Origin of the sequence: Sutterella seckii, assembly GCF_009183815.1 — a bacterium.
In the GTDB taxonomy this organism is placed as follows: domain Bacteria; phylum Pseudomonadota; class Gammaproteobacteria; order Burkholderiales; family Burkholderiaceae_F; genus Sutterella; species Sutterella seckii.
The window spans coordinates 1-20,101 of sequence record NZ_WEHX01000040.1; the positions used below are offsets into that span (position 1 = coordinate 1).

Consider the following 20,101-nt stretch of genomic DNA (forward strand, 5'->3'; position numbering starts at 1 on the left):
GGCAGCGCCCGCCATGGCGAGGTCAGGCTTGCCGCCGCCCTTGCCGCCGAGGAGGCCGGCGACAAAGCTTGCGAGTTCGCCTGCCTTCACCTTGCCCGTCAGATCCTTCGTGACGCCGGCAGCGAGCTGCACGCGGCCGTCAGGCTGGGCTGCGGCGAGAACGGCAACGGCAGAACCGAGCTTGTCCTTCACCTTGTCCATCGTCTCGCGAAGCGCCTTGGCGTCAGCGCCGTCGAGGCGGGCGAGCAGAACGCGGACGCCCTTCACGTCAACGGCTTCGCTGATGAGCGCATCGCCGGCGCGGGAGGCCATCTGGCTCTTGAGCTGCTCGATGCCCTTCTCAAGGGTGCGGACCGTGTTGAGGAGGTCGGCGGCCTTGGTCGGGATTTCATCGGCCGGGGCCTTGAATTCACGTGCCGTGCGGGCGACCAGGGATTCCTCGTGCTGGACCCAGGCGAGCGCATTCATGCCGGTAACGGCCTCAATGCGGCGAACGCCGGCAGCAATGCCCGATTCAGAGACGATCTTGAAGAAGCCGATGTCGCCAGTGGCCTTGACGTGCGTGCCGCCGCAGAATTCGCAGGACTTGCCGATGTCAAGGACGCGCACCGTTTCGCCGTAGCGCTCGCCGAAGAGCATGACGGCGCCGGTGTGCTTGGCTTCCTCAATCGGAAGAACGCGCGTCGTAACCGGAACGTTGCGCAGAATTTCAGCGTTGACGATGCGTTCGACTTCAGCGATCTGTTCGGCCGTAACGGGCTTCGTGTAGGAGAAGTCGAAGCGCGTCGCTTCCGGAGTAACGAGCGAGCCCTTCTGGGCAACCTTGTCGCCGAGCACCGTGCGCAGCGCAAAGTGCATGAGGTGAGTGACGGAGTGGTTGCGTTCAGTGGCGCGGCGGCGGGCTTCATCAACGTGAAGGTCGAACTTGTCGCCCACGGAGATGGAGCCTTCGGCGACGTGGCACTGCATGCCCGTCACGGCAGCCTTCACGCGGAAGGTGTCGAGCACCTTGAGGAGCGACGTGTCGTTCTTCGCTTCGCCCTGGTCGCCCACCTGGCCGCCGGATTCGGCGTAGAAGGGCGTGCGGTTGAAGACGGCGACGCATTCGCTGCCGGCTTCGACCTTCTGAACGGGGTCGCCGTTGACGTAGAGCGCAACGACTTCGGCGTTCTTCTCGACGAGCGTTTCGTAGCCCGTGAAGACCGTGTCGGCGCCCGAATAGGCGAGGCCGGCGGCCATCTTGAACTTCGCTGAGGCGCGGGCGGCAGCGCGCTGACGTTCCATGGCGCGATCGAACTCTTCCGTGTTGACCGTGATGCCGCGTTCGCGGCAGACGTCGCCCGTGAGGTCGGCCGGGAAGCCGTAGGTGTCGTGGAGCTTGAAGACCACTTCGCCGTCAAGGACGCCGTCCTTGTTCTTCGCAATGGCGTCCTCGAGGATTTCCATGCCCTTCGAGAGCGTGAGGAGGAAGCGGCGTTCCTCGTCCTCGATCACCTTTTCGATTTCCGGATTATTGAGCTCAGGATAGGCTTCGGCCATTTCCTTGCGCACGGCATCGACCAGGGTATAGAAGAACGGACCGCGGGCGCCGAGCTTATAGCCGTGGCGGATCGCGCGGCGGCAGATGCGGCGGAGCACGTAGGCGCGGCCTTCATTGCCCGGGAGCACGCCGTCGGCCACGCAGAAGGCGCAGGCGCGGATGTGGTCGGCAATCACCTTGAGCGAGGGCGAATTGATGTCGGCGGGCGTTTCGGAAACGGCGTCGACCGCCTTCTTCGCAGCAGCAAGGAGATTCCTGAAGAGGTCGATGTCGTAGTTGCTGTGCACGCCCTGAAGGACCGTGGCGATGCGCTCGAGGCCCATGCCGGTGTCGATCGAGGGACGCGGGAGCTTGTGCATCTCGCCCTTTTCGTCGCGGTAGAACTGCATGAAGACCAGGTTCCAGATCTCCATGTAGCGGTCGCCGTCTTCGTCGGGGCTCCCCGGAGGGCCGCCCTGCACGGAGGGACCGTGGTCGTAGAAGATTTCAGAGCAGGGGCCGCAGGGACCGGTGTCGCCCATCATCCAGAAGTTGTCGGACATGTAGCGGGCGCCCTTGTTGTCGCCGATGCGCACGATGCGGTCGGAGGGAATGCCCACTTCCTTGTGCCAGATGTTGTAGGCCTCGTCGTCTTCCGCATAGACCGTCACCCAGAGCTTTTCGGGCGGCAGATGGAAGTGCTCGGTAAGGAGCTCCCAGGCGAAGTGGATCGCATCCTTCTTGAAATAGTCGCCGAACGAGAAGTTCCCGAGCATTTCGAAGAAGGTGTGGTGACGAGCGGTGTAGCCCACGTTGTCAAGGTCGTTGTGCTTGCCGCCGGCGCGGATGCACTTCTGCGAGGTCGTGGCGCGCTTGTAGGGGCGCTTGTCGAACCCGAGGTACACGTCCTTGAACTGGTTCATGCCGGCATTGGTGAAGAGAAGCGTCGGGTCGTTGCCGGGAACGACGGGGCTCGAAGCTACGATGGTGTGACCTTTGCTTTCGTAAAACTTCAGAAAGGTACGTCGGATATCTGAGACTTTCATTGATTGTTCAAATGGATGGAAAAAGTCTGCCAGGGTCTTTGTACGAAGGAAGCGCTGCTTAAGGGAAGGCTTCGGTCCGTAAAAAGATAAAAATCGGGGAGCACGATGACTCCGGCTCGCAAATCCGTACAGGATGACGGAAATGGAGCGGACTAAAGTCCCGCGAGGGACCCGAAACTCCTGATTTTAGTCCTTAAGGCCTTGCGGGCGGCAATGAAGGGCCGGCCTTTTTGGCGTTGGGACGCCATGAAAACAACAAGAAAAAGCGGCTGAGGAGGATTGATGGACCTCCTTCACGCCGCTTTTCTCGTTTTCAGGCTGTATCTGCCCTTCGCTTCAGAGCGAAATGGCAGAGGCTTGAAGCGTGCTTATGCGATGCGGGAATAGCCGCCCGCACGATTCGATTCGCGCAGATAACGGTCGAACTGCATGGCGACCGCACGCACGAAGATCTTGCCCTTCGGGAGAACGACGAGGCGGTCGTCGTAAAGCTCGACGAGCTCGTGGTGCACGTAGGGCTTCATCTTCGAAAGCTCGAACCCGAAGGTTTCGTCGAAGTTGATGCCGAAGCGCTCCTCAACGTCCTTCTTGCGCAGTTCGAAATTGCACATGATCTGCATGATCACGTAGCGGCGCAGTTCATCGTCGGCGTTGAGCAGGTAGCCGCGGTTCGTGGCGAGGCGCCCGGCCGAGATGGCGGCCGCCCAGTCGTCAAGCTCGCGGGGATTGCAGGCATAGGCGCTGCCGATCTTCGAGATCGCGGAAACGCCGAGGGCAACCATGTCGCATTCGGCCTTGGTCGAATAGCCCTGGAAGTTTCTCTGAAGGGTCCCTTCGATCTGAGCCTTCGAGAGCTCATCCTCGTGCTTGGCGAAATGGTCCATGCCGATGTAGCGGTAGCCGTTCTGCGTGAGGCGCGTGATGGCGTCGAACATGATGTGGGCCTTCTCGACGGTGTCGGGAAGATCCGCAGGAAGAATGCGGCGCTGCGCCTTGAAGTGATTGGGCAGGTGCGCGTAGTGATAGAGCGCGATGCGGTCGGGCGAAAGTTCAAGGACCTTGTCGATCGTATGCGCGAAGGTTTCGCGCGTCTGCTTCGGCAGGCCGTAGATGAGGTCCATGTTGATGGACTCAAAACCCGCCTCGCGGGCCGCGTCGAGCGTTTCCTTCGTCATCTCGAAGGGCTGGATGCGGTTGACGGCCTTCTGCACGTCGGGGTTGAAGTCCTGCACGCCGAGCGACATGCGGTTCAGGCCCACTTCGCGGAGCTTCTTCACCTTGTCCGGACCGCAGGTGCGGGGGTCAACCTCGATTGAGAATTCGCCGCCTTCCTTGGCGAGCGGGAAGCGCTTCGTGAGCGTCTCCATCATGAGGGAGATTTCGTCGTTCGTGAGGAACGTGGGCGTGCCGCCGCCGAAATGGAGCTGCTCGAGTTCCTGCGAGCCCGTGATGTGCTCTTTGACGAGGTCGCACTCGCGGCCGATCATCTCAATATAGGCGGCGCTGCGCGAATGGTCGCGCGTCACGATTTTGTTGCAGCCGCAGTAAAAGCACACGTCGTTGCAGAAGGGAACGTGCACGTAGAGCGAGAGCGGAGCCGGATGCTTGGCGGCGCCGCGGCCGGCGAGGGCCTTCTCATAGTCAGCCGGACCGAAGGAGGCATTAAAGCGGTCGGCGGTCGGGTAGGAGGTGTAGCGGGGGGCCGGCACGTCGAACTTCTTGAGGAGGGCCATGTCGGGCAGTTCAACGCCGCTGGTTTCCGGGGTCATCATGTTGGGTGTGCCTCTGATTTATGACTTAGGTTAAGCTTCCTGATATTATTCGGGAGGCGAGAACATCTTTGTTGACATGAATCAACGCGAAAGAGGTCCAGACTTCAAGGGGGTTGCTTCTTACGGCGAGTGTTCCGCCGCCCAAGCGTCCTGATGTCCGCTTTGGATATTAGGCGCGCGAGATTATTCCAAAATTAGCAAGCTGTTCGGATCGGTTGAACCGGCTTTCCCCGGAGCCGCGTGCGGTCTGAAAAAAGCTGCAAAGCCCGGCCGTCCGCATTCGTGCGGGCGACTCTTGAGGGAGAGGTCGTGATCAATCTGTCGGCGCTTCGTGTTGCCTGTTCGAACTGCAATCTGCGTGAGGCTTGTCTGCCTACCGGACTAACGCTCAAGGAAATTGAACGCCTTGAGGATCTAGTAGCGGCAAGACGCCGCATCAAGCGCGGCGATGCGCTCTTTCGCGCCGGCGACCGTTTTGAAAACCTCTACGCCGTGAGGCTCGGCTTTCTGAAGAGCACCGTCATGAGTTCCGACGGCCGCGAACAGGTGACGAACTTCTTCATGGCGGGCGAAATGATCGGCTTCGACGGGATCGCGAGCGGCGTTCATTCGAGCGACGTTTTTGCGCTCGAGGATACGGAAGTCTGCGTGATTCCCTATGCCCGTCTCGAGGATGCGGCGACGTCGATGCGCTCGATGGGCGCGCACGTCATGAAGCTTCTCTCGCGCGAGATCGTCCGCCAGCACGGCGTCATGCTGCTTTTGGGCTCCATGCATGCCGAGGAGCGCCTTGCCGCCTTCCTTCTCTCCCTCTCGCAGCGCTTTGAGCAGCGCGGCTACTCAAGAAGCGAATTCGTGCTCCGCATGACGCGCGCGGAAATCGGCTCCTACCTCGGCCTCAAGCTCGAAACCGTGAGCCGCGTGCTCTCGCGCTTCTCGCACGACGGCCTGATCGAGGTGAACCAGAAGCACGTGAGAATTTTTGATCCTGAGGGGCTCCGCGCGATTGTTTCCGGCGTTCCGCTTCCGAGTGAGGTGGAGATGCCGAGGACGAATGTCGGCTGACGACGAATCCTTCAAAGAATGTCAAAAGGCGGTACCGATGCATCCGGGCCGCCTTTTTTGATGCGCGAAAAAAGCCGCTTCGGAGCATTGCTCTGAAGCGGCTTGAAAGGCAGAGAGAAAAAGTTCTGGGAAAATTCTCTTTTAGGCGGCCTTCCTCGCGCCTGCAACATGCTTCATGTCGCCGATGAAGAGAATCGCGTAGATCGCGAGCGCAACGATGAAGCCGAGGAGGCAGCACTGAGCCATCGACATGAACTTCATCGACGGGATCAGATACCAGCCGCCGGCGTCGGAATACATCTGGATGATGGATTCCTGCAGCGGCGAGAGCACCGTGCCCATCGGGACGTCGGAGTTGTCGTAGCCGCAGTCGCCGGTCGGGAGGAACCAGTCGGGCGCCCACTTTTCAAGCGGGAGGCCGAACGGGTAGTGCGGCTCGAGCGAGCAGCCCTGCATGCCGAAGAGCGCATCGAGATCGTCGGAGTGGATCGCGTGGTGAATGTCGGAAAGCTTGACCGAGCACATGATGCCGTAGATTGCGCCGTAGACGCCGCAAACATAGGCGATGAGCCTGCAGATCAGAGCCTTCGGCCAGGCGAGCGTGAAGAGGCACCCGAACGTCATGCAGAGGAAGGCGAAGCGGATGTACACGCACTGCTCGCAGGGCTTCATGTAGAGCCAGACCTGGAAGACGTTGTGCGCGATGAGCACAAGGCCTGCGGAGAGAATGGCAATCAGAAGCCACGGCCAGCGGGTCTGAGAGAAGAGCCCGATGCGATCGAGGAGACCGTTGGAGGAATTCATTTTCTAAAAAACTCCCGCCGGATTACTTCTTGGAGAGTTCGGTAATGAGGTCGACGAAGCCCTGAACGGAGCGGATGCCCTTCGTCATGATGAGGTACTTGCCGTTGACCACGTAGGCCGGGATGCCCTGGATCTTCGCCACGTCGTAGCAGGGCTTCCAGCTGTCGGCGAGAGCCTGAACTTCAGGCGTCTTTCTCGCGGCGGCAAATTCCTCGGGCTTGGCGCCGATCACATCAAGACCGGTCTTGAGGAAGGCCTCTTCGCCGGCCGTCCAGCGTTCGCCCTTGCGGTGGTAGGCGAGATAGATGGCGTCCTTCGCCTTCTTGAAGAGCGACTTTGGATCTTCCCAGTCCGTGACGCCGGCCGCCTTGTCGCGGAGCATGCACCAGGCGAAAAGTTCCGTACCGGCGCGGCCGTACTTGCCCTTCGTTTCGAGGTGGTACATGTCGAACTTCAGACCCGTGGCTTTTTCAGCAGCGGGAATGGCCTTCGGATCGACGCCCACGTCGAACTTGAAGCAGAACGGGCAGTCATAGGACCACACCTTGACGATCTTGCCTTCGCCGCCGGCAAGGGGCTTCTCGAGAGTGATGTAGTCGGCATCCTTGCCTTCGGTAAAGGCAAAGGCGCTCGGAGCAGCGGCCGCAGTAGCGAGGAGAACAGCCGAAGCGATGAAGGTACGACGAAGCATGTGTGTGTCCTTTTAGGGTTAATTTGCTATCAGAAAGTCGTTTGAGGCTTTCGATGCCGGATGTGCGGCATCCGGGTTTTCTTGAGTCAGGCGAAAGTATAGGGGGCCGGACAGGAGAAAGGAAGATGTTAAGTATCGGTAAATTATGGAATTACGGGAATATCCTCTAGAAGCTTCACAGAATGAAAAAAAGGATTTGCGAAATATGAAAATATCTCAGAAGGAGTATGGTTGAGCGTGAAAATCTGCAGCAGGCAGACGAGGTCATGACAAGCCGGGCTTCCGGACGAGAGATGCAAAAAGGCCTTCCGGCGTGAGGAATGCGCGGGAAGGCCTTTGCAGAATGGCTGAGATTCTCTGGGGAAATCAAAGCGCAGGAGAAATCAGGTCGAGCCTGTCGGTGCAGAGCGCGTCGACGCCCATCCCGAAGAGCGCCCGCACGACATCGGGCGAATTGGGCGTATAGACGAAAACCCAGAGTTCGGCATCGTGCGCTTTCCGGATGAATTCGGGCGTTACGAACCGATAGTCTGGATGAATCGAAACGCATTCGAGTTCCATGACGGCTTCTATCCAGTCTCCGGGAATGTCGTCGACGAGAAGGGCGCGCGGAATGTCCGGGGCGGCTTCCCTTGCAGCGGCAAGAGCATCTCTCGAATAAGAGGAAAGAAGCGGAACCTCGCGAACGATCCCTTCGCGGGAATCGCCGCCCGATCGGATGAGATCCTCAAATTCCCCGGCAGTCGTCTCCGCGACGATTCGGCCGGTTTCTTCAGCATGACCCTTTGCCGGCTTGATTTCAATGTTCATCCAGACTGCATTTCGACGGCACCAGCGGATAGCCGTCGTGAGGCGCATGGAGGAGGCGCCGTACCAGATGGGGGAGAGCCAGCTTCCGGCATCAAGGGACTCAAGTTCGGCTGCGGTGACTTCGGGGACGCTTCTCTTGTCGTCCCGGATCACGCGTCCGAACTTTTCGTCATGCATGATCATCGGGATCCGGTCCCGGGTAAGCATGGCATCCGTTTCAATCGCACGATAGCCGTGCAGAAGGCCAGCGCGATAGCCTTCGAGCGTATTTTCCGGCCCGACGGTGCCGCTGCCGCGATGGGCAAGGATGCGGGGGAAAGGCCAGGGAAGAGTTTTCAATGAGTTTTCGGAAATTGGCATTTGTCTCACCTCCCGAAGGGTGAGGATGAAAAAAAACCTCGCAGGCGTTTTCCCTTCGCCCGCGAGGTTCAACCCTCAATTTCTCAACCTAAAGTCAGGAGAAACACAGCGGAATCTGTTCTCTCAGCAGTATTTCGCTGTGAGATGAACTATATCGGAGGCGATGGGAAAGGGCATTGCAGATTCGTGAAGCATGCAACAAAACGTGAAGACTGCAAACTCTGTGTCAGTTTTGCTGTTTGCCGGCCTGGGTCTTCCGTCTTTCTTCTTCAAGAATCCACGCGGCAGCGGGGGCGATCTCGCCTGCGGTCAGTCCGGCAAGATGGCCGGCTCCGGCTCGGGCATGAAGCGTTACGGCGCCCACCACCGATTCAACCGTATCGTAGCGCTGCGCAAAGAAGGCGCCGATCATGCCGGAAAGCACGTCGCCGCTGCCGGCCGTCGCGAGCGAAGAGGCGCCGATGGGAGAGAGCCACGTGCGCGAGCTTCTCATGGCAACGAGCGTGCCCGGACCCTTCAGCACCGTGATGGCGCCGGTCTGAAGCGCGAGATCGCGGACGGCGTTGACGCGGTCGGACTGAATGACCCTGGGTTCAACATGAAGAATGCGCGCTCCTTCAACCTCGTGCGGGGTGATGACCGTCGCGACCGTACGGTGCAGAAGCGCCGTGAGGAGGCTCTTGTCGGCAGCGATCAGGTTGAGCGCATCGGCGTCGATCACGAGGGGGCAGCTTGCCGCGAGCGCCGCGCGGAGTCTCTCCTTTGCGCGTTCGCTCGTGCCGAGGCCCGGTCCGATGACGGCAGCCGTGAATTTTTCAAAGTCGACGGGTTCGGCCGAGAACATGAGTTCGGGCTGAACGGGGTCGACGGCAGGGGCATTGTCGGCCAGAAGCTCGACTGTGACCGTGCCCGCGCCGAGCTTGAGGCCCGCACGGGCGGCAAGGAGCGCCGCGCCGACATGACCGTTTGCTCCGCCCACGACGGCGAGGTGGCCGAAGGTTCCCTTGTGGGAGAAGTTGCGGCGGGGTTCCAGAATGTGCGCGAAGTCCGCGGATTCAATGACGCCGAGGCGCGTGAGCGGAATGGAAACGTCGAGCTCCGTCATGACGACGGTGCCGGAGGCGTCGGCGCCTTCGTTCATGAAGAGCCCCGACTTGTGGGAGAGAAAGGTGATGGTGGCGTCGGCCCGGACGCCCGGGACGGTGCCGACCCAGAGGCCCGTTTCACTATTGAGGCCCGAGGGGACGTCAAGCGCAACCTTGTAGGCCATGCGTTCATTGAACCACTGCACGGCATCCATGTAGTCGCCCGTGATCGGGCGCTTGAGGCCGGTGCCGAAGAGGCCGTCGACGACGACCTGGGCTTTCATCGCGCTGTAGGGGTCTTCGAGCGTCTCAAGCCCGAGGTCGCGCCATTCCTTCAGCATGGTGCGGGCGAGTTCCGTTTTGGGGTCGCCCCCGGGAAGAACCAGCTCGACCGTAAAGCCGCGCTTTCTGAGTTCAAGCGCGCAGACGATGGCGTCGCCGCCGTTGTTGCCGGGGCCCGCCAGGACGACGGCGTGGCCTCCGGAAACATGTTCGGAAATCCATTCGGCCGCAAAGGTGCCGGCACGGCGCATCAGTGCGTCAAGACCCATGCGGTTGGCGCAGCGCGCTTCGAGCTCGCGGGCTTCTTCGAGATTGAGAACAGTAAGACTCATGGTTTTGAAAAGGAACGGGAAAATGATGTTGCGGGGCACATTCTAAGAAGATGCGCCAATGCCGGGCGCTTTCCGACAAGTCTTTTGGCGGTATTGTTCCCAATTCCTGATTTCTTCTTTTCTGGAGCTCAAATTGCGCCGCTTTCCGCTTCTGAAGCCGCCCGTTCCCTTTGCTGCCCGTGCGGACGATCCCCTGGAGGAAAAAACAGTTTCCGAATCGATTCTTTTCGACGGCAAGTTCGTGAAGCTTGTCCGCGATGAAGTGACGTTGCCCGACGGACGCAGCTCCCAGCGCCTATTTCTGAGGCACGGCGGCGCCTGCTGCATGGCGGCGCTCGACAAGGACGGCACGATTCTGCTGGAGCGCCAGTGGCGCCACCCTCTGGGTCAGAGCTTCTGGGAGCTTCCCGCCGGAAAGATCGATCCTGATGAGGAGGAGCTTGACTGCGCGAAGCGCGAGCTTCTTGAAGAGTGCGGCGTGAAGGCGAATTCGTGGACGAGGCTCGGCCTCATCAACAACGCCATCGGCTACAGTTCCGAGCACATCGTGATTTATCTTGCTGAAGACCTCACGCAGGAGGATCAGCATCTCGATGAAGGCGAGCACCTTGAGGTTTACCGGGTCCCCTTTGATGAGGCGGTCCGCATGGCGCTCGACGGCAGGATTACGGACGTGAAGACGATCTGCGGCATCTTCTGGCTCAAGGAGCATCTTAAAGGCAGGAAGAGCCCGGGACTCTCGGGCGCTGATCTTCGCGGCATGATCGCTGCGGCGCATCAGTAGTCTTTCATCGCAGCGTCTCAAAGAAGAAAGCCCGGAGGATTCTCTGCCTCACGGGCTTTTTGCTGGGTGCGGGCAAAAGAAAACCCCGTCAGCTTTAGACTGATCGGGGTTTCTTTAATTCTTTGACTTATGGCCTAACGTATGACCGAAAGGGCTCATCGTCTCGAATTGCTTGTCGCAGAAGAAACAATGGCGGAGAAGGAGGGATTCGGACTTTTTCTCTGACGCCAATAAAATCAAAGACTTAGCTTTCCGCATTTTAGTAAAAATTGCACAGGGTCACCAAAAAGGTCACCAAAAAATCCCAAAAGAATTAACTATCGCAAACAATGTGTTGATTAAGTTTGTTTATCGAAAAAGGGGCGGACCTCAATTCTGCCAGCCCTCAATGGTGCCGTTCTTCTGTAAAGCCTACGATCGCTGAACACGCCATCCCAAGTAACGCTCCGCGAATTGCGCAGCAGTGAGTATCTCTGTAGCGCCTATATGTCTACGTTCGAGTAAGCCGGCGCGTTGGTCCCCAGTGACAAGATTGTTTGCAGAACCAGCCTCACAAATCGCGATCAAGAAATTGTCATCAGGGTCGAGCGCTTCTTCAGAAATCAGCGATTCAGGGCGAACAATCGTTGCCAAACTACGCATACGATTGACGAGCACTCCAACTTGGTGTGGTTGCAGAAAGGGCTGCAAATGGGCATAACGCGAGACTCGCCGAATTTCTTCGAGCTGATCCTCTGAGGTGAGAAGCTCAAAGTCTCCGGCGAGCCATGATTGAAGGATGAGGTCAGGGGGATTGTGCGGCGAAATGAGCGCTGAAATCAGAACATTTGTATCAAGAACGACTTTCATCTCGATTGGTCCTTAGCCCAGGCAATTCCATCCGCAATAATCTTGTCGAGCTCATTCTGGGATAGCCCAGATGCACGCACCTTTTCCTTAGCCTCTCCTGTAAGCGAAGACAAGATGTAACGGGAAACCGCCTTTTGGACCAAAGAAGAAAGAGAACCCTTTTTACCTCCTTGAGACGCAAGGTAAATGCGAGTAGCTTCATCAAAATCAGGTGGAACCGAAATGTTCCACTTTACATTCGCAATGCGAGTGGCAGACTGTGTCATGAGTATTCCTATAACCCGAAGGGATGATATGCGCCTATCTGCCTATGATTATAGGCGCAAATGTGGCACGCCGGTGCCTTCAGCGGTTCTTTATGGGGGTTCGCTTAACCTCAGCTTGCATTGCATGCCTTGCTTTGTCAGTCAATGAACTGACGGTCTCTTGTGCAGCAGATTTGACGGGCGGTAGTTTCTGAAGATGCTCCTTCGCAGCTCGGGCGAGCATCTTGTCCTGACTCGAACCGGCGTTCAGCTCGTTGATTACGTCGTTCAGGAGATCGGTCAACTCCTGACGTTTTGCTTTCGCCTTGACGATACCCGGCGGATCGGGGATAGGCTTCCTACTCCGAACGGAGCGTTCGACGTCCATCAGCCGGTTTTGCATGGTCTTGAGCAACAGGGTCTTCTTTTTTCGTGCAATGGCGTGCTTGCGGGCGCGTTCCTTGTTGGTTTGCACCTTCCGCGCGTTGTGAAACTCCGGTTGGCCCAGTGAACGACGTGTCACGCCACGCTGCCAACGCTGCGTAGCGTTGGCCTCGATGCCTTGTTTGCGCAAACATACGGCGAAATGTTCGCGCATCTCCTCACGGCGAGTGTTGTCAATGTGAAAACGCCGTCCGTCATGGCCGATGGTTCGAAGCAAGATATGGCAGTGCGGCTGTGTCGTCCTGCGATCATTTTCCGGCGTGTGAAACGCCATCAGGTAGTCGTATCCGCTCAACGTGTCTTGAGCCCATTTGCGGCATGCTGCTTTGAAACCCTCTGGCGGCGTACCGGCCGGCATGGAGAGGATGATCCGGCGGCCGTGGGCACGACGATCGTTTGAGGACTCCTCTTGGGGGATTTGCGATTGAAGTCCCCATTGACGGACGACAGCTTGCACTTGTTCCTTGGAGCCGTGGGTGAAGCCGTCCTGGTCTTCGATTTCGAGTTTGCCGTTTCGACTGATGTAGTCGGCTGCGGCCTTCATGTGTTGGAGGCAACGAATATTGGCGCGTCCGATCTTCAGCATGACTTCCGGTGCCCTTCTGACGATGCCCGCAAGTTTCTGCCTGGGAGTCAACCGTACGAGTCGAGAGCGGGCGCCAGCCCCACCTTTATGGTCGGGGTCTGCGACATGTCCCTTGTGATACCGCATAGACTCCGGGAAGAGCCGATCGAGAGCTGAGTCCTTGATCATTTCCGAAGCCTTCTCAGTTCGTTGATGACCAACTGCTTTTGCTTCTCAATGAAGACGTCAAGCGGAACATTTCCTGCTTCTACTTCGCGGAGAATTCGTTCGAAGAGCGCTGTGAGAACCGGGTTTTTCATGACGTCGGGAACCACCTGAAGCAGGTGAAGGCCAAGCTCAGTTGCAACGATCTTTTTGCCCTTGACTTCGAGGTACTTCTTCCGCTTGAGTTCGGCAATGATGGCAGCCCGCGTGGCGGGCGTGCCGATGCCGTCTCCCTCCTTGAGGAACTTCTTGCTCTGCGGGTCGTTCACCGCTTGGTGGATGTTTTCCATGGCACGAATCAGCGTGTCTTCGGTGAAGGCAGCGGGCGGTTTCGTGCGTTCCTCTTCGCAATCGATTCCGGATACGGGCAACTGCAGGCCAGACTTCAGTTCCGGCAGGGCCTGACCTTCATCATCCGCTTTGTCTTCGTCGGCTGCGCTCGTGACAACTTTCCAGCTGGGCTTTGTGACAAGACGCCCTTTGGCTGAGAAGCGTTCCGTTGCAATGCGCAATTCGATGCTGCACGCTAGGTACTCGTGTGCGGGAAGGAAGTTCGACAAGTAGCGCTCGGCGATCAAGCGATAGATTTTTCGTTCGTCGTCGCTGAACTTGGAGCCGTCTGCAGCTTGCTGCGTCGGGATGATGCCGTGGTGCGCCGTGATCTTTTTGTCGTTCCACGTCGGCGACTGGATCGAGCAGTCACATTTCGCGACGAGGCCCGCCAGGGGCGGCATGGTTTTGGCGATTGCGGCGAGCACGTTCTTGGCGTCGGCGTATTGAGACTCGGGAAGGAACGAGCAATCCGTGCGTGGGTAGCTCGTCGCCTTGTGCGTTTCGTAAAGGGATTGGCACAGATTGAGCGTCTTCTCCGCGGAAAAGCCAAATTGGTTCGAGGCGCCCAGTTGAATGTCGGCAAGTGAGAAAGCCTTCGGTTGCGCAATCTTCTTGGGCGTGCGCGAGCACCTGACGACGGTGGCTTGGCCGACGGCCTTCAGTCGCTGCTGCAACGCGGCCGCGATGCAGCGATCGACCAAGCGCTTTTGTTCGTCGATTCCCGCTTGCGACTCCTCAGGTTCCCAGACGGCGGTAAAGGGTTTACCGCCGTCAAGGCGGGCCTTGATGACGAAATAAGGCACCGGCTTGAAGTCACGAATCGCTACATCACGTTTCGCGACCAGGGCGAGCGTCGGCGTCTGCACGCGACCGACGGCGATGAGCTCCTTCTTGCCTTGCGCCTGCTGCGCCAGCGTGTAGGCACGCGACAGATTCATGCCGAGCAGCCAGTCGGCCCTTGAACGCCCTAGCGCAGCCAATCTCATGCCGTCGAACGTCTCGTTGTCTCGAAGGTTGGTGAGTCCTTTGCGTATCGACGCACTGTCCTGTGCGGAAACCCAGAAGCGTTGCACGCGGCCGGTGTAGCGGAAGTGTTCCAGAACTTCATCGGCGAGGAGCTGCCCCTCGCGGTCAGGGTCCCCGGCGTGTACGACGAGAGAGGCCTTCTTGAGCAATTTCCCGATCGTTGCAAGCTGCTTCTTAACGCCTTTATCGTTCTTGGGCAAGAGCTTCCAGTTCTTGGAATAAATCGGAAGATCTTCAAAACGCCAGACTTTGGATCCTTTTTTCGTACGCGGGACGTCGTCCGGCAAATACGCGTCCGGTTCCGCCTGCTCGAGTAGATGTCCGAAGCACCAAGTGACGACTGAACCGTCCTTGCACGTAATGAAGCCGTCGCCGCGCGTGACGCAGCCAAGCTCGGCAACGATGGCTTTCGCGACGGACGGTTTTTCTGCAATGAAGAGTCGCATTGAGGTCTCCCCGATCAGCGTTCAAGCGTTCGCGGCCTTTGAGGTTCGGCTGCAGTGTTTTTGAGGTCCACCTCCGCTGCTTTTCCCGGCGATGGTTGAATCGCCCAATTTGCTTGGAAGGCCGGTGACTTCTCGAGTGCAGTGGCACGAACTTTTGCGAGGCTTGCTGCGGTTTCTCCCTCTGCGAGACGTACGCGCATTTCGATTCGGCGGGCAATGTCAGGGGACACTTTCGCAGCTGCAGCCATGCTCTCCGCTGGGTCCTTGCTGAAAAAGAAACCGGGATGTCCTCGGTCGATGCCGACCATCCAGTCTTTCGAAGCGGGGCTCACTCGTTCACGAAGGGCGCTTGCCTCGGCCTTTTCTGGGGAAGTGCCGTCCTTAAGAACGGCCTCCTTTTTCTCCATCTCGAAGCGTGCCAGTGCTTTCGGATTGTCGCGGATGATGTAAAGACCTTGTCGCATGACCTGCTCGTGAGACCAACGGTGAACCATGCGTGTTTTGAAGTCGACGGCGTAGTAGGTGTTGTTTCGTTCGTAGCGCTCCTTGTCTTCCTGACATATTGCGGCAACGGCCATTTGCTTGAACTCGTCGCGGTCGCTTTGCGGAAGTCTTTCGAGCTTTTCGCGTAACGGTTCCTGCAAGTAGTTCGCTTCGAGCGACCCTCGAAGGCGTCGTTTTTCCGCAAGGATGGCCCAGTGTTTCCCGCAATGCAGGCGAATGGTGGACATTTCACCCAGGAACTTCGGTTGAATGGACTCTACCTGTAGAGTCTGCAGGGAGAATCCACGGCTGGCTTTCGCGGCCTCTTTGAAAACCAAGTTTCCGAAGTCGTCGGATTTCAGCTTGGCGACCTGAACGGCTAAGGCAGGACGATCGGTGACGAAGAGCCCTTGGTGGTCGGCGTAGACGCCATGGAGGAACGACCAGGCATCGGCGGGGTCGAGCACCATCCCCACCAGGTTCCGTTCCCGCTCCTGAGTCATCTTGCCCCGTTGCAGAGCAATACCCCAGGCGGACTCGAATTCAGCTTTTGCGCGCGGATTCTTTTCCAGAATGTCGCGGGCTTTCTGCATGTACTCCGCGTGCGTGAGTCGCTGCACCCCGTTTCGCTCGAAGTCGAGGACATAAAACTTCTTGCCGGAAGAGGACGGTTCAAGCGTTTCAATCGATTTCGGGAAGGCCGCTTTGGTGCGTTCAGATTCGAGTGTTTTCCAATAGCGCTCCGCGCACAGACGCTGCGGCGTCAAAGACTCAGCAATTTCGGGGTCCTGCAGCTGCCGGTGAACGTCGTCAACGGTGATGCCGCTATCGACGCGAGCCACGAGCGCTGTTGCTTTTTGAGCGAGGTCCGGGGAATAGAAGGACGCGGCCGCAACGGCCCGCAACGGATTGTCGGTGTAGAAGAGCCCTGCGTGGTTTACCGGGCATTTCTCCAAATTCGACCACGGCAAGGTCGGATCGAGCAAACGGCGCAACACCTGCCTTTCTTTTCGATTTGGGTCACTATTGCGTACGATTTTGCCGGCCTTGGTCTCCGTGACAAAAGCCTCTTCAAACTCTTGTTTCGCGCCCGGATTTTCTTGCAGGATGGCCCCGGCTTTCGCCATCAATTCACGGTGCGTGACAACGGACGCATCATTTGCCTCAAAGTCGATCAGGTAGAAACGCTTCTCGGCCTTGACGGCCGCCAGCGCTTCGCGAGCGACGAGTTTTTGCTCTTCAGGAGCCGCGGCAGGGAACTTCTCCGCGGCCGTTTCGAGAGGCGTCTTCTCCTCGGCGGTGATTTTCTCCAAAGCCTTCCAATAGTTGTGAGAGTTCAGGCCGAAAGCGAGAGCGGTCGTCGAGTTCCGTGCTTCTTCTTGCGCCCAATCCGCTCGGGCTTTGTCAGCAACGTCATTGCCATCGATACGCTGCAGGAATCGAAAGGCTTTGTCTTCCAACCCCGGCTGCAGCTTGGCAAGGCCGATGAAGTGATGCGGATCACTTGTGGCAACGGCACCTCTGTGCAGCGTGATAGGCAGAAGGATTTGCGACCGTGGGTCCGTAGGGTTGAGCAGCGCATTGCAGGCGTTTCTCTCCAAGTGCTCCGGAGAGAGCGTGTTTCCCTGAACGGGGACGAGAAACGATTCAAATTTCGCCAGGGCTTTCGGCTTGTCGTTCAGCACTTTGCGCACGCCGGCAACCCATTCGGGGTGCGTGAGTCGCAGGACGGCGTTCTTCTCGTAGTCGACAACGTAGTAGCGTTCTTGTTCAAGATTTTTGACAAAGTCGGTGATCTTCTGCGCGTCGGCCGATGCACGAATGATTTCGGCAGGATCTTCCTTGAGGATCTTGATCCATGAGGCAACGTACGCTGCATGCTGCTGCGTGTTGTGCGGTAGACCGATCTCGGAGGCGAGCATCATCGAGGCGATTTCAGCGCGCAGTTCTTCCTTGGCGTAGTCAGGTGTGCCAAAGCGGCCGCTAAGGTCTCGATTGAGGCGGGACTCGTGACCGGTCCAGTGACCGAGCTCATGGAGCGCCGTATCGTAGTAGTCGGAGGCGTTGGCGAACTGTCCGCGCTCAGGGAGCGTGATCGAGTCTGTTGACGGGTTGTAGAACGCCGCGTTGCCGAGCTTGTGGTGGATGACGGCGTTGGAGGCTTTGAGAATCTTCTCGGCGCGCTCATTCGGATCCCAGGTGACCTCAGGAGCTTTCCATTCCGGAAGGTTCAAGCCTTCGGTCTGCTCGGCATTGAAGACGACAAAGCGACAAGGAATCAAAATGCGCTGTCGTGACTCAGGAGGCAGCTCTCGGACCTCTTTGGCAGAAAGCGGTTTGCCCTCCGCATCGAGCCATTTGTCGGCCCAGTAGAGGCAAGGCACGCCGCGCGAGCCCTTCTTCACGTGACCGCCGGCATCCGTGATCTGCTTGAAGGTCATCCAGCGAGGATCAGAAAACCCTTGCATTTCTGCAGCCATTTGCAGACAAAGCCAATTCGCGCCCGAGTACTCTGATGCAGTGATCGGATTGTGCGGGCGACTGGTGACGCCGTTCCAGGGCTTTTGCCAAGGTGCAGTGCCTTTTTCGAGCTGCTCGATGAGGCGGGATGCTACCTCTTCGGCGAGCGCATTCAGCCGGTCTTGCGATTTACTCATGGCCGATCTCCCGACGAGCGTAAGACGGCCGGATCTTTACAGGCCTCTTCGAAGAATTCCTTGACGAGGTCGTCGGTTTCTTCTGTGGTGAGCGAAGCTTCCTCAAAAGCACCGAACGTTTCGGCTTCCTTTTCGGAAAGGCCGTAGTGGTGCAGCACGCTGCGCTCGATGGCGGTGTCTTTGATGTTTTCAATGAGCGCTCTTCGCTCTTGGGGCGTGAGAGTCTCTTCCATTTCGATACTCCGGGGACGACAAGGGACCGCATGTCGCAGGGACATGCGGGTGAGAAGTCGAAAGGAAGCGGTTATCGCTCTTTGGTTGGTTCCGCCTGCGCTTGACGGTTGCGGTCAGGCTTTTGAAACTCGACGCCCGTGAGTCCGGGCTGCGTCAGCGAGAGTCCCAGGCTTTTGGCGAAGACTTCGTGAGAGGTGCGGTCGTTTCCGTCACGGTCTTTCCAGACGCGCTCGCGCATGCTGCCGCGTACCTCGAGCGTCATGCCGTCTTTGAGCAGACCTTGCACCTGCTCGATCGCCTTCCCGTTGTACTTGACGTCATACCAGTCGGAGTCGAGCATCTTGAAGCTCCCGTCCTCCTGACGCTGGAAATTCGGGTGATAGGCGCGGAAATTCAGAACGGTTTGTTCTTTGCCGGCGTTCTGGCCGGACATCGGGGTGAATTTTTCGACCTTGGGAGCGCCGTGCACGACGACGCTGGTGGAAATGTCTTGAAAGTCAGACATCTTGAGCCTCAGTAACAGAAATGCTAGAAACTCAGGCGAAGCCTGAGGCCTGTTACCGGGGAATTGCCAGGGAGAAGAATACCTGAAAACAAGCTTGCACAGAACGCAGGGATCGTGCCTTTGTGAGATCGTTGGAGAGCTGATGAGACTCAGGCCGATGAAACCCAAATTGCTCGTTGGTCACTGTAACGGACATAAAACTAGAGGGGCGACCGCGAACGACCACCCCTCCGTCAACTCCTAGGGGGATCCGACAGGATACAATCCCCTAGGCACTCCCGATAATGTTAAAAAACAGTGGATGAAATGTCAAGAGACCAGATCAAATATGATGAAGTGAGTCAAGCCTTATCTGGCGCACGTCTCGGTACATATCTGCGGTATTCCAAAAATGATGTAGCCGGCGCTTTCCAGCTTCACCATGTAAACGCTCAGCTTGCAGCATCTTTCTGGGAGCCGCTCGAACTTTTCGAAGTGGTCCTTCGCAATAGGCTGGCCGACTGCTTAACCCAAACGTTTGGCTCTAACTGGCCGGTGCAGCCGGTGTTCGCGAGAGTCATTACCAAAGAGGCTCGAAGTATATTGGAAGAGGGCATTCAGGATGCTCAACGAGCCAAGGGGGAAGCCGTGACGACTGACGACATTGTTTCAAGTCTCAAATTCGCTTTCTGGGAGAAAATTCTCAACAAGAAACTTCATAACTTGATATGGAAGTCGACCCTCCCATCACGCTATCCCTTGTTTGGGAGGGATGCTGAGGCCCTACGGATGGAATTGCAAACCGCCACACATCAAATCCGATGCTTTCGAAATCGGGTGGCTCATCATGAGCCGATCATCAATGAAGACCTGTGGCGGCAATATAAAAGAATTCACAGGATACTTCGGTATTCGTTTCCGGGGTTGGCTTCTTGGTTGAATTCCTGTCAAACCGTTCAGCAAGGCCTTGATCAGCTGAAATCTGTATTGGCTGGGTTGAGTAAGAGTTTGTAGACGTTGCTCGCCCGTTTAGCGCGCAGGTTCACAGAATCCAGTCTGGCGCTCCGCATGCGGCGAAGCGTCAAGACACAGGGGCCGTTCTCGCAAGGGAGCGTCCCTTCATGTGTTGAGCAGCATTCTTCCGAAAATTCTCACAAATTTCGCTACTGGTAGCGGAAAACGACGTACTCATCCTTGATGTCCGTATCGGTGATGAGAACGTTGCCGACAAAGTACGAATCGCCACGTCCGGAACTACAAGAGGTACGAATTACGCCGGAGCCAGAGACTTCTTTCACCTTCTTTACGATAAGCCGTTTCAGGGCGGCTTCTTCGCCGATGTCTTCGGTGTATTGACCGTCAATGTACCCGACGACAGGGTGATATTGAATCGCAGCAGAGCAGCCTGAGAGGAGTGTGACAAGAAACAAAGTCAAAAGTGGTCGTTTCAAATCAATCTCGGGTGAATGTCAAGTGAGCTTTCGCCGATTTTGTTCTTAAAAAGTAGGTTGTAGTCTGAGCTCAGTGAGGGCTTTGCCCTCTCCGCCTTCGGCGGATTCA

General features: G+C 57.7%; 17 protein-coding genes. 3 read left to right on the forward strand and 14 right to left on the reverse strand.

The features are described 5' to 3' along the window. Together alaS and hemN are read right to left on the reverse strand one after the other, a co-directional pair. On the reverse strand, positions 1–2,565 hold a 2,565-nt coding region (gene alaS, locus GBM95_RS06935), incomplete at its 3' end, for an alanine--tRNA ligase (protein ID WP_152158437.1). Positions 2,566–2,933: 368 nt separating this feature from the next. Next, positions 2,934–4,337: an oxygen-independent coproporphyrinogen III oxidase gene (gene hemN, locus GBM95_RS06940; protein WP_152158438.1), complete on the reverse strand. Its 1,404-nt coding sequence runs from the start codon at positions 4,335–4,337 to the stop codon at positions 2,934–2,936. Between the two features lie 312 nt (positions 4,338–4,649). Here hemN and fnr point away from each other — a divergent pair, with 312 nt between their 5' ends. Next, entirely contained in the window at positions 4,650–5,402 is a 753-nt protein-coding gene (gene fnr / locus GBM95_RS06945) for a fumarate/nitrate reduction transcriptional regulator Fnr (RefSeq protein WP_152158448.1), read from the forward strand. Positions 5,403–5,543: 141 nt separating this feature from the next. Here fnr and dsbI read toward each other — a convergent pair whose 3' ends face one another. From dsbI to GBM95_RS06965, 4 genes are all read right to left on the reverse strand, one after another. Continuing rightward, positions 5,544–6,206, reverse strand: coding sequence for a protein-disulfide oxidoreductase DsbI (gene dsbI, locus GBM95_RS06950; protein ID WP_152158439.1), 663 nt, complete (start codon positions 6,204–6,206; stop codon positions 5,544–5,546). 22 nt (positions 6,207–6,228) lie between these two features. After that, the gene (locus GBM95_RS06955) at positions 6,229–6,897 is read right to left on the reverse strand and encodes a thioredoxin domain-containing protein (RefSeq protein ID WP_152158440.1); all 669 of its coding nucleotides are present in this window, start codon (positions 6,895–6,897) and stop codon (positions 6,229–6,231) included. Positions 6,898–7,263: 366 nt separating this feature from the next. After that, the gene (locus GBM95_RS06960; RefSeq protein WP_152158441.1) at positions 7,264–8,067 is read right to left on the reverse strand and encodes a glycerophosphodiester phosphodiesterase family protein; all 804 of its coding nucleotides are present in this window, start codon (positions 8,065–8,067) and stop codon (positions 7,264–7,266) included. A 226-nt stretch (positions 8,068–8,293) separates the two neighbouring features. Then, positions 8,294–9,766: an NAD(P)H-hydrate dehydratase gene (locus tag GBM95_RS06965; RefSeq protein WP_152158442.1), complete on the reverse strand. Its 1,473-nt coding sequence runs from the start codon at positions 9,764–9,766 to the stop codon at positions 8,294–8,296. A 133-nt stretch (positions 9,767–9,899) separates the two neighbouring features. Here GBM95_RS06965 and GBM95_RS06970 point away from each other — a divergent pair, with 133 nt between their 5' ends. Then, positions 9,900–10,550, forward strand: coding sequence for an NUDIX domain-containing protein (locus tag GBM95_RS06970; RefSeq protein ID WP_152158443.1), 651 nt, complete (start codon positions 9,900–9,902; stop codon positions 10,548–10,550). Between the two features lie 411 nt (positions 10,551–10,961). On the opposite strand, the gene GBM95_RS06975 is transcribed toward GBM95_RS06970, so the two are convergent. The 7 genes from GBM95_RS06975 to GBM95_RS07005 all read right to left on the reverse strand — a co-directional run bounded on the left by GBM95_RS06975 (position 10,962) and on the right by GBM95_RS07005 (position 18,562). Further along, the gene (locus tag GBM95_RS06975; RefSeq protein WP_152158444.1) at positions 10,962–11,399 is read right to left on the reverse strand and encodes a putative toxin-antitoxin system toxin component, PIN family; all 438 of its coding nucleotides are present in this window, start codon (positions 11,397–11,399) and stop codon (positions 10,962–10,964) included. Beyond that, a complete protein-coding gene (locus GBM95_RS06980; protein WP_039930009.1) occupies positions 11,396–11,665 on the reverse strand; it encodes a ribbon-helix-helix domain-containing protein in 270 nt (89 codons plus the stop codon). Before GBM95_RS06980 ends, GBM95_RS06975 begins: the two co-directional genes overlap by 4 nt. A gap of 79 nt (positions 11,666–11,744) precedes the next feature. Then, entirely contained in the window at positions 11,745–12,674 is a 930-nt protein-coding gene (locus GBM95_RS06985) for a relaxase/mobilization nuclease domain-containing protein (protein WP_147633795.1), read from the reverse strand. A gap of 164 nt (positions 12,675–12,838) precedes the next feature. Further along, positions 12,839–14,683: a DNA topoisomerase 3 gene (locus GBM95_RS06990; protein WP_152158445.1), complete on the reverse strand. Its 1,845-nt coding sequence runs from the start codon at positions 14,681–14,683 to the stop codon at positions 12,839–12,841. A 14-nt stretch (positions 14,684–14,697) separates the two neighbouring features. Beyond that, the gene (locus tag GBM95_RS06995; RefSeq protein ID WP_152158446.1) at positions 14,698–17,823 is read right to left on the reverse strand and encodes an ArdC family protein; all 3,126 of its coding nucleotides are present in this window, start codon (positions 17,821–17,823) and stop codon (positions 14,698–14,700) included. After that, positions 17,820–18,056, reverse strand: a complete 237-nt coding sequence (locus tag GBM95_RS07000; protein ID WP_005430336.1) for a hypothetical protein — start codon at positions 18,054–18,056, stop codon at positions 17,820–17,822. The genes GBM95_RS06995 and GBM95_RS07000 overlap by 4 nt, the downstream gene beginning before the upstream one ends. Before the next feature lie 71 nt (positions 18,057–18,127). Next, on the reverse strand, positions 18,128–18,562 hold the full coding sequence (locus GBM95_RS07005; RefSeq protein WP_005430334.1) for a single-stranded DNA-binding protein: 435 nt from the start codon (positions 18,560–18,562) through the stop codon (positions 18,128–18,130). Positions 18,563–18,868: 306 nt separating this feature from the next. Between GBM95_RS07005 and GBM95_RS07010 the strand changes: the two genes are divergently transcribed. After that, on the forward strand, positions 18,869–19,555 hold the full coding sequence (locus GBM95_RS07010) for an Abi family protein (RefSeq protein WP_039930008.1): 687 nt from the start codon (positions 18,869–18,871) through the stop codon (positions 19,553–19,555). Positions 19,556–19,704: 149 nt separating this feature from the next. Here the strand turns inward: GBM95_RS07010 and GBM95_RS07015 are convergent, their stop codons facing one another. Further along, entirely contained in the window at positions 19,705–19,971 is a 267-nt protein-coding gene (locus GBM95_RS07015; protein ID WP_152158447.1) for a hypothetical protein, read from the reverse strand. Positions 19,972–20,101: the final 130 nt, after the last annotated feature.

What these genes read in the sequence shown, in the direction of transcription:
- hemN (WP_152158438.1), bottom strand. Translation starts at nt 4,337, where the DNA reads ATGATGACCCCGGAAACCAGCGGCGTTGAACTGCCCGACATGGCCCTC.
- dsbI (WP_152158439.1), bottom strand. Translation starts at nt 6,206, where the DNA reads ATGAATTCCTCCAACGGTCTCCTCGATCGCATCGGGCTCTTCTCTCAG.
- GBM95_RS06955 (WP_152158440.1), bottom strand. Translation starts at nt 6,897, where the DNA reads ATGCTTCGTCGTACCTTCATCGCTTCGGCTGTTCTCCTCGCTACTGCG.
- GBM95_RS06960 (WP_152158441.1), bottom strand. Translation starts at nt 8,067, where the DNA reads ATGCCAATTTCCGAAAACTCATTGAAAACTCTTCCCTGGCCTTTCCCC.
- GBM95_RS06965 (WP_152158442.1), bottom strand. Translation starts at nt 9,766, where the DNA reads ATGAGTCTTACTGTTCTCAATCTCGAAGAAGCCCGCGAGCTCGAAGCG.
- GBM95_RS06975 (WP_152158444.1), bottom strand. Translation starts at nt 11,399, where the DNA reads ATGAAAGTCGTTCTTGATACAAATGTTCTGATTTCAGCGCTCATTTCG.
- GBM95_RS06980 (WP_039930009.1), bottom strand. Translation starts at nt 11,665, where the DNA reads ATGACACAGTCTGCCACTCGCATTGCGAATGTAAAGTGGAACATTTCG.
- GBM95_RS06985 (WP_147633795.1), bottom strand. Translation starts at nt 12,674, where the DNA reads ATGCTGAAGATCGGACGCGCCAATATTCGTTGCCTCCAACACATGAAG.
- GBM95_RS06990 (WP_152158445.1), bottom strand. Translation starts at nt 14,683, where the DNA reads ATGCGACTCTTCATTGCAGAAAAACCGTCCGTCGCGAAAGCCATCGTT.
- GBM95_RS06995 (WP_152158446.1), bottom strand. Translation starts at nt 17,823, where the DNA reads ATGAGTAAATCGCAAGACCGGCTGAATGCGCTCGCCGAAGAGGTAGCA.
- GBM95_RS07000 (WP_005430336.1), bottom strand. Translation starts at nt 18,056, where the DNA reads ATGGAAGAGACTCTCACGCCCCAAGAGCGAAGAGCGCTCATTGAAAAC.
- GBM95_RS07005 (WP_005430334.1), bottom strand. Translation starts at nt 18,562, where the DNA reads ATGTCTGACTTTCAAGACATTTCCACCAGCGTCGTCGTGCACGGCGCT.
- GBM95_RS07010 (WP_039930008.1), top strand. Translation starts at nt 18,869, where the DNA reads ATGTCAAGAGACCAGATCAAATATGATGAAGTGAGTCAAGCCTTATCT.